This window comes from Citrobacter sp. TBCS-14, assembly GCF_005280805.1.
Taxonomy (GTDB): Bacteria; Pseudomonadota; Gammaproteobacteria; order Enterobacterales; family Enterobacteriaceae; genus Citrobacter; species Citrobacter gillenii.
On sequence record NZ_SZWM01000139.1, the window covers coordinates 36,890 to 44,930 of the forward strand.

An 8,041-nucleotide genomic window follows, 5' to 3' on the forward strand; every position below is an offset into this window, starting at 1 on the left:
CAGGGCAGTCAGCTTCCGTTAGTGAGAGTGATTTTGTTCCGGTTTGGCGATCAGGTGATCCAGCGAGTACGTTGACGCATGCACATCGCTACTCAACGGTGTGGAGACTGCCGTGTCAATGCCATGCGCAACCTTCGCCGGGCTGGCAATCAGATGATGATCGCCGCCGCTTTGAATGTACTTCGCAATATCAACGCCTTCATGCAGCTCACGGGCCAAATCGCTCAGGTCGACTTTATCGAGCACGGCCTTCGCTTTATCGTCAGGACCCAGTACGGCTGCCGCCTGTCCGTGCGCGGATGCCGCTGGCGCGTATGACAAAGACAATGCGCTGTCATCAAACAGATTGTGCAGCGCATGCTGTGCTGCGGCGTGCTGTCCCTTGTCTGCCGCATGCGCTTTCACTGGCGCATGATCTTCCATGGTGACATCAGCCATTTGCGCATGTGTCGTGGTATTGCCGTGGTTATCGTTCGCCTCAACCATCACGCTGACGCGATTATGGCCGGTACGCAAGGTCGACGTATCCACCGCAAAGTCATAACGCAGTTCGTTATTATTCAGATGAATAACCGTATCGTACTGATGACCATTGACCCGCGCTGTAATGTGTTCACCATCATGCACGTCGCCGGTTACGCTGCCGGTAAGGTGGGTGATCGCGTTCTGCGACTCTGCCTGCGAAATGTGGTTATCGCCGGTGATTTTATCCACCACGATAGTGGCATCAGCGTGAGTATCCAGCACCACGGTTTTATGATCGGTCACATCCAGCGTGTTACCTGCCGCATCCTTAACCGTGGTTTTCACCTGAACGTCGTTATCGCCTTCATTCAGCGCGCTGGTCGGTACCGCAACTGCGTAAACCAATTTATTGCTGTGCGGATCCTGTGTCACCTTCACCGTTGTGGAGAAACTGTTCACCGTCAGGGTGACGCTATCCCCCACTTGCGCATCACCGGTAACGACGCCAGAAATAACCGTGTCGTGTTGAGATTCCGTTTGGTTTACCGCGTTATCCCCTGCAATACCGTTATTGATGACAATCGTACCTTCGGCATGATCATCCACCACGTAAGAATGGGATATATGGATGCTGTACGGGTTGCCGGGCGCATCATGACCAGTGACTTTGGCATCAATACTGGTGTTGGCTTTTAATACATCGGTATCCACATCAATCTGATAGCCCAGCTTGCCGCTTGGCAGCACGTCCACCGAACCATTAAATGTACGGTTACCAATCGTTAAAACCACCGGATCGCCTTTTTGCGCATCCCCTCCCACAGTACCGGTAATCGTCGTTTTCAGCGCCTGCAGCTCCTGCTGGTTCAGGACGTTGTCAGCAGTGACGTTATCGATATCCACCGTCCCCTTCGCCTCCCGATCAATGGTGAGGGTTTTCGCAGTATCGATTTCCTGACGGTTGCCCGCGTCGTCATGGGCGGTAACGTGCGCCGTAATATTCTGGTCATGGACCAAATCCACGGTGCTGGCATCGACGCTAAACACTTTTTTACCGCCGCTGCTGGTAACTTTCGCCACCAGGTCTTTGCCGCCGACCCTGATGGTGACCAGATCGCCAACGTCAACATCACCGGTGACATAGCCGCTGATTTTGGTGTGCTGAAGTTTCGTTTGCGCGTTATTCAACACATCATCATCCGACACCTTATCCAGATGAATTTCTGCCACCACATTGGTGTCAATGGTCACCGGTTTCTGACTGTTCGCAGTCTGGGTATTTTTCGCCGCATCTTCACCCGTCACGCTAACGTAAATAGTGGGATCGGTTTGCAGACCAGCGGTGCTCACTAACGCGGAGTAGCCCAGTTGTCCGTTCATATGCGGCAGTTCGACCACATCGGCATCCACCGTGATGTTATTGACGGTGATATGCACTTTATCGCCTTTATGCACATCGCCACCCACGGTGCCGCTGACTTCAATCTGGCCTGCCTTCACTTCATCCGCATTAATGACATCGTCACCGCCGACGGTGTTAATGGTCACCGTCGCTGCCGCTGTGGTATCACGCGTAAAGTTCTTCGTGTAGCTGGCGTCCTGATCGTTACCGTGAACGTCATGACCAGTGACCTTCGCCACAATTGAGTGGTCGGCGTTCAGGTGTTGGGTGTCGATATCCACCGAATAATGCAACTGGTTATCAACCGTCGCGGTGTAGGTATGATTGTCCACTTCCAGCGTTACGATATCGCCGGACTTCACATCGCCGGTCACGGAGCCCGTCACCGTCGTCGTCGGATGCACATTGACATCAGACTCCTGCGCGTTGAGCACGTTATCAGCGGTGATGTTATCAATCGTCACTCCCGCAACGGCGTTCAGATCGACGATGACATGTCGGTCCGTCGACCCGGTGACCGTGTTCCCGGCCGCATCGGTGCCGGTTACGGTCGCAACAATAGTCGGGTTGGTGCGCAGGTCATTAATGCTGACCTCTTTTGACCACTCCAGCGTGCCGTTATTGTCATGCACCACGGTGGTTAAGGTATTGCCATTGACCTGCAAGGACACCACGCTGCCATCGTGTAACCCTTCGCCTTTGACCGTACCCGTTATCATCGTTTTGCCTGTAAGCGCTTCTTTGCCATTGATGACATCATCGCTGGCCACAGGGTTCATGTTGATAGTGATAGGGTTATCGGTGTCGATGCTAATAACCTTATGCTGCGTATCCGATCCCGTCAGATTGCCCTCGGTCACGGTAACAGAGACATCAAACGTCGGGTGTGCCTGAAGCACATTTGAGGGAACATCAACCTGGTAGCCAAATTCGCCTGACAGCCCCGGAATCGCAAATACCTTGCCGTGGTAGTCCACGCCGTTCACCGTGACGGTGACAACGTCGTTGGCATGCACATCCCCCGTCACCCGCCCGCGCACCGGCGTGGTGGTTTTTTGTGCTTCATCGTGGTTCAGCACATCATCACCCGTCACCTTATCAACGGTCAGATGAACATGCGGCTGATGCGGCGCTGACGTTCCAGTGCCGGTTGGTGGCGTAGTGATCGCTGGCGGGTTATGCATGATATACGGCGTATTCCCACTGACAGCCTGATTGTGAGTCCATGGCAGATCAATCAGTTTGTGGTCCGTTGCCGTCGCGGTATTACCATGATCATCATGCGTGGTAATCGACACGGTGATATTACCGTTATCACCGAGATCGCCCGTGCTCACTGAGGCCTGAAAACCCAGAATGTGATTTGGTAATTCAATGACATGGGTTGTATATCGGATCCCATTCCCAACAATAAGAATCACCTCATCATTCAACTTAGCATCTGGGTCAACATGTCCGGTGACAATCACATAGTCAGGTTTTCTGCCCGGAGCAAGATCCTGCGGGGTCGTCATGTTAGGCAATAAACCGGTGGTCATTGAATCAATCGTAATCCTGGCATCGGCATGGGTATCAATCACTACCGGACGGTCATCATGCCCATATGCCACGTTACCTGCCGCGTCTGTGGCCGACACTTCCGCATGGATGTGCGGATCCAACAGCAAGTCCAGCGTGGAGACATCCGCGCTAAAGGTATGCTGCCCGTTACTGTCCTGTACTTGGGCGTAATAGACCTGATTGTTGACGGTCAGCTCAACCCAATCGCCCACCAGCACATCACCGCCCACCGTCCCGGTGACGGTTGTCAGCGGGTTATGCGCCTCGTTATAGTTGATGACGGAATCGTGATCCGCCGTAACGATCGGGTTGATGTGCACCGTAGCAACAGCATGGTCGTCAATCGTCAGGACATCCTGCGCCTGCGCTGTGGCGCTATTGCCATGCGGATCGGTGGCGGTAATGGTGGCGGTAATATGCGGATCGTGCTGCAACCACTGGGTGGCCACATCGACGCTGTAGCCTAATGTTCCGCCCAAATTCGGCAGCGGAATCACTTGAGTGTCCACCAGATGTCCGCCGATATTGAGATGAACAATATCGCCCGCCTTCGCGTCACCGCCCACCGTCCCGCTCACTACGGTGGTTGTTTTCTGCAACTCAGCACCGTTCAGAACCTTATCACCGGTGACCGGATCGATAGTGATTGCGGCGTAGGCTTTATCATCCAGCCCCACGTTATGGTGTGCCGTAATATGCGCATGGTTTTGCGCCGTATCGGTGACATCCATCGACACATCAATATGTGGGCTGGCGATAATATCGGACGTCGCCACCGAAATATGGAAGCCCATTTTATTACCGCCGAGGTCTTCCACCACCCCGGTATAAATCTGCCCGTTGATTGTCATCACCAGCGGATCGCCCGGATGCACTTCGCCGGTAACCGTGCCGCTGACCAGCGTATGGCCCTGCATTTGCTCATCGCGGTTAAGCGTGTTATCCGGCGTTACCGTATCAATCTTGATTGCTGCGTCGACACGCGTATCAATAATCACCGTCGTTTCGGCATCCGCTTTCGCCACGTTGCCCGCCGCATCGGTGGTGCTGACGGTGGCGGTTAAGTGCGGGTCGGCCAGCAAATCAGCGGTGCTGACCTTGATGCTATACCCGAGAACTCCACCGCCCAGATCGACAACTTTCCCTGTCAGGACGTGGCCTTTCACCGTCAGATACACCACATCATTGACGTGCACATCACCAGCGACTTTTCCGGTTACCCAGGTAAACGGCTGGTGAGATTCATCACCGTTCACCCGGTTATCGCCGGTAACGGGATCGATGCTCAGCATTGCTTTCGCGTGCAGATCCACCGTCAGATCGTGAGGCGTCTGCATATGCTGAATATTGTGTGGAGCATCCACGCCATTGACCTGGGCAATAATATGAGGGTCTTTAAGCAGATCGCGGGTCAGAACATCCAGTTTATAACCCAGTGCGCCATTATGTTCAGGTAAGTGCTGTACGGTTGTATTGTAGGTATGCCCGTTGACGATGATCTGCACCTTATCGCCGAATTTCACATCGCCAGAAACGGTACCCATCACCTCGGTGGTATGTCGAGCAGCCTCTGCACCATTGAGCACATCGTCACCCGCTACAGTATCAACAGTGATCCCTGCCCTTGCATGGTTGTCGATATGAACAGTGTGGGAAGTGCCGATGGTGACTTCATTACCCACCGCATCGTGGGAAGTCACCGTTGCCGTAAAGGTGAGATTTTTATCCTGATTACCCTGGTTATTGCTGAATGCAGCCGAATCAACTGGAATTTGATAGCCCAGCTTACCCCCACCCAGGTCGATAACCTTGCCGGTAAACGTGTAACCATTAATCTCAATGTTCACCGCATCACCGACCTGTGCATCGCCGCCCACCGTACCGCTCACCAACTGTTTAGGCTTATCCAGTTCAAAGTGGTTCAGCACATTATCGTCGGTCACCTTATCGATGGTGATTTTCGCATCCGCATGCAGGTCGATATGCACCGTATGATCGTGGGACACGGTTAACTGATTACCGTGTTCATCGACGGTGGAGATTGAAACATGCACGTTCTGATCGACACCATCAGGCAGGTTTTTGGTGCTCACCGGAATGCTGTAGCCTAACGAGCCGTCCGCCAGCACCACCACGCTACCGTGCCAGGTCTGGTTGTTGAACGTTAAGGTCACAACATCGCCAGGTTTCGCATCGCCACCGACCGGTCCTGTTATCGTCGTCGTGTTCAGCAGAGATTCGGCATGACTGATAATGTCATCACCTGCCACGGTATCAATACCGATACTGGCGCTGGCATTGAGATCGAGCCCAACGGTACGTTCTGTCGTGGCGGTGCTTTCGTTACCGTGATTATCGGTGGTGTTGATACGGGCATGAATCACCGGATCGTTAACCAGCGACTGGGTATCCACCAGGATGTGATACCCCAGATTCCCGCCAGGCAATGCTTCGACAAAACCAGAGTACCGATGACCATCAATCATCAATTCAACGGTGTCATGCAGTTTTGCATCTCCGCTCACCGTGCCGCTGATCTTCGTCTGACCGTTATTGTCCGTCGACTCCTTGATGTTGATGAAGTTATCAGCGGTCACGCCATCAATGGTGATATGCGACTGTGTGTACATATCCGAGTCGATAGCTTTTGACTCGCTATGGGTGACGCTGTTACCTGCCGCATCGGTTGAGGTCACGGTAACGTAAATCTCCGGATGCGTTATCAGCATATGGGTGTTTACCGGGAAGCTATAACCTAACCCACCACCCGCCAGCGCAATCACCGTCGTTGTAAGGGTATATCCGCCTTTCAGCTCCAGCGTCACCACATCGCCTGCTTTCGCGTCAATACCGGTCACTGTTCCGGTGATATGCGTAACGCCGCCGTTTTCTGAAAACTCTTTAATATTGATAATGTCATCGACGGCTACTTGATCAATATGCACCTGGTTTTCGGCGTAGTTGTCGAGATGTACGGTGTGGGTGCTGACCGCCACCGCCTCGTTACCTGCCGCATCCTGTGAGACTACGCTGGCGTGCACATCAACATCTTTCAGCACCTTGCCGCTGTTGTCCGCAAAGGCGGCGGAGTCCACCGCAATGCTGTAGCCCAGGCTGCCGTTGCCCAGGTCGATCACCCACCCGTGATAATCGTGACCGTTGATGACCAGATCTACCCGGTCACCCGCCCGGGCATCTTCCCCGCTGACGGTACCGGTAATGGTCCGCGTTTTCGCCGATAGCTCATCAAAATTCAGCGTATTATCGACCGTCACATCATCAATGCTGATGGCGTTGTGTGCCTCGGTGTCCAGCGTCACCGTGGTGTTCTGCACCGCCACCGCGGTGTTGCCAGCCGTATCCACGCCGGTGACGGTGACCTGCACGTCGTTGCGGCCTTCGTGGAGGGCGGAGGTCGGCACCGCCACGTTATAGCGCAGCGCCCCGTGTTCATCAGTCACCACCACGCCGTTGAAGGTCTGGCCGTTCACCTGCACCGCCACCGGGTCACCCGGCTGCGCATCCCCGGTTACCGCACCAGCAATCAGCGTCGGCATACGGGACTCACTGCGGTTGACGATATTGTCATCCGCCACGGTGTCGATGCTGATGGCGTTTGCCGCCTGGGTATCCAGCGTTACCGTGGTGTTCTGCACCGCCACCGCGGTGTTGCCTGCCGTATCCACGCCGGTGACGGTGACCTGCACGTCGTTGCGGCCTTCGTGGAGGGCGGAGGTCGGCACCGCCACGTTATAGCGCAGCGCCCCGTGTTCATCAGTCACCACCACGCCGTTGAAGGTCTGGCCGTTCACCTGCACCGCCACCGGGTCACCCGGCTGCGCATCCCCGGTTACCGCACCAGCAATCAGCGTCGGCATACGGGACTCACTGCGGTTGACGATATTGTCATCCGCCACGGTGTCGATGCTGATGGCGTTTGCCGCCTGGGTATCCAGCGTTACCGTGGTGTTCTGCACCGCCACCGCGGTGTTGCCTGCCGTATCCACGCCGGTGACGGTGACCTGCACGTCGTTGCGGCCTTCGTGGAGGGCGGAGGTCGGCACCGCCACGTTATAGCGCAGCGCCCCGTGTTCGTCGGTGACCACCACGCCATTGAAGGTCTGGCCGTTCACCTGCACCGCCACCGGGTCACCCGGCTGCGCGTCCCCGGTTACCGCGCCAGAAATCAGCGTCGGCATACGGGACTCACTGCGGTTGACGGTGTTGTCATCCGCCACGGTGTCGATGCTGATGGCATCCGCCGCCAGGGTATCCAGCGTCACCGTGGTGTTCTGCACCGCCACCGCGGTGTTGCCTGCCGTATCCACGCCGGTGACGGTGACCTGCACGTCGTTGCGGCCTTCGTGGAGAGCGGAGGTCGGCACCGCCACGTTATAGCGCAGCGCCCCGTGTTCGTCGGTGATCACCACGCCATTGAAGGTCTGGCCGTTCACCTGCACCGCCACCGGGTCACCCGGCTGCGCGTCCCCGGTTACCGCGCCAGAAATCAGCGTCGGCATCCGGGACTCACTGCGGTTGACGATATTGTCATCCGCCACGGTATCAATACTGATGGCGTTTGCCGCCTGGGTATCCAGCGTTACCGTGGTGTTC

1 protein-coding gene is annotated in these 8,041 nt (G+C 55.5%); it reads right to left on the reverse strand.

The window, feature by feature from the left end; genetic code table 11:
• Positions 1–18: 18 nt before the first annotated feature.
• Positions 19–8,025 (reverse strand): Ig-like domain-containing protein, encoded by an 8,007-nt coding sequence (locus FDX22_RS02460; protein ID WP_255432692.1) that lies wholly within the window; start codon positions 8,023–8,025, stop codon positions 19–21.
• Between the last annotated feature and the right edge of the window lie 16 nt (positions 8,026–8,041).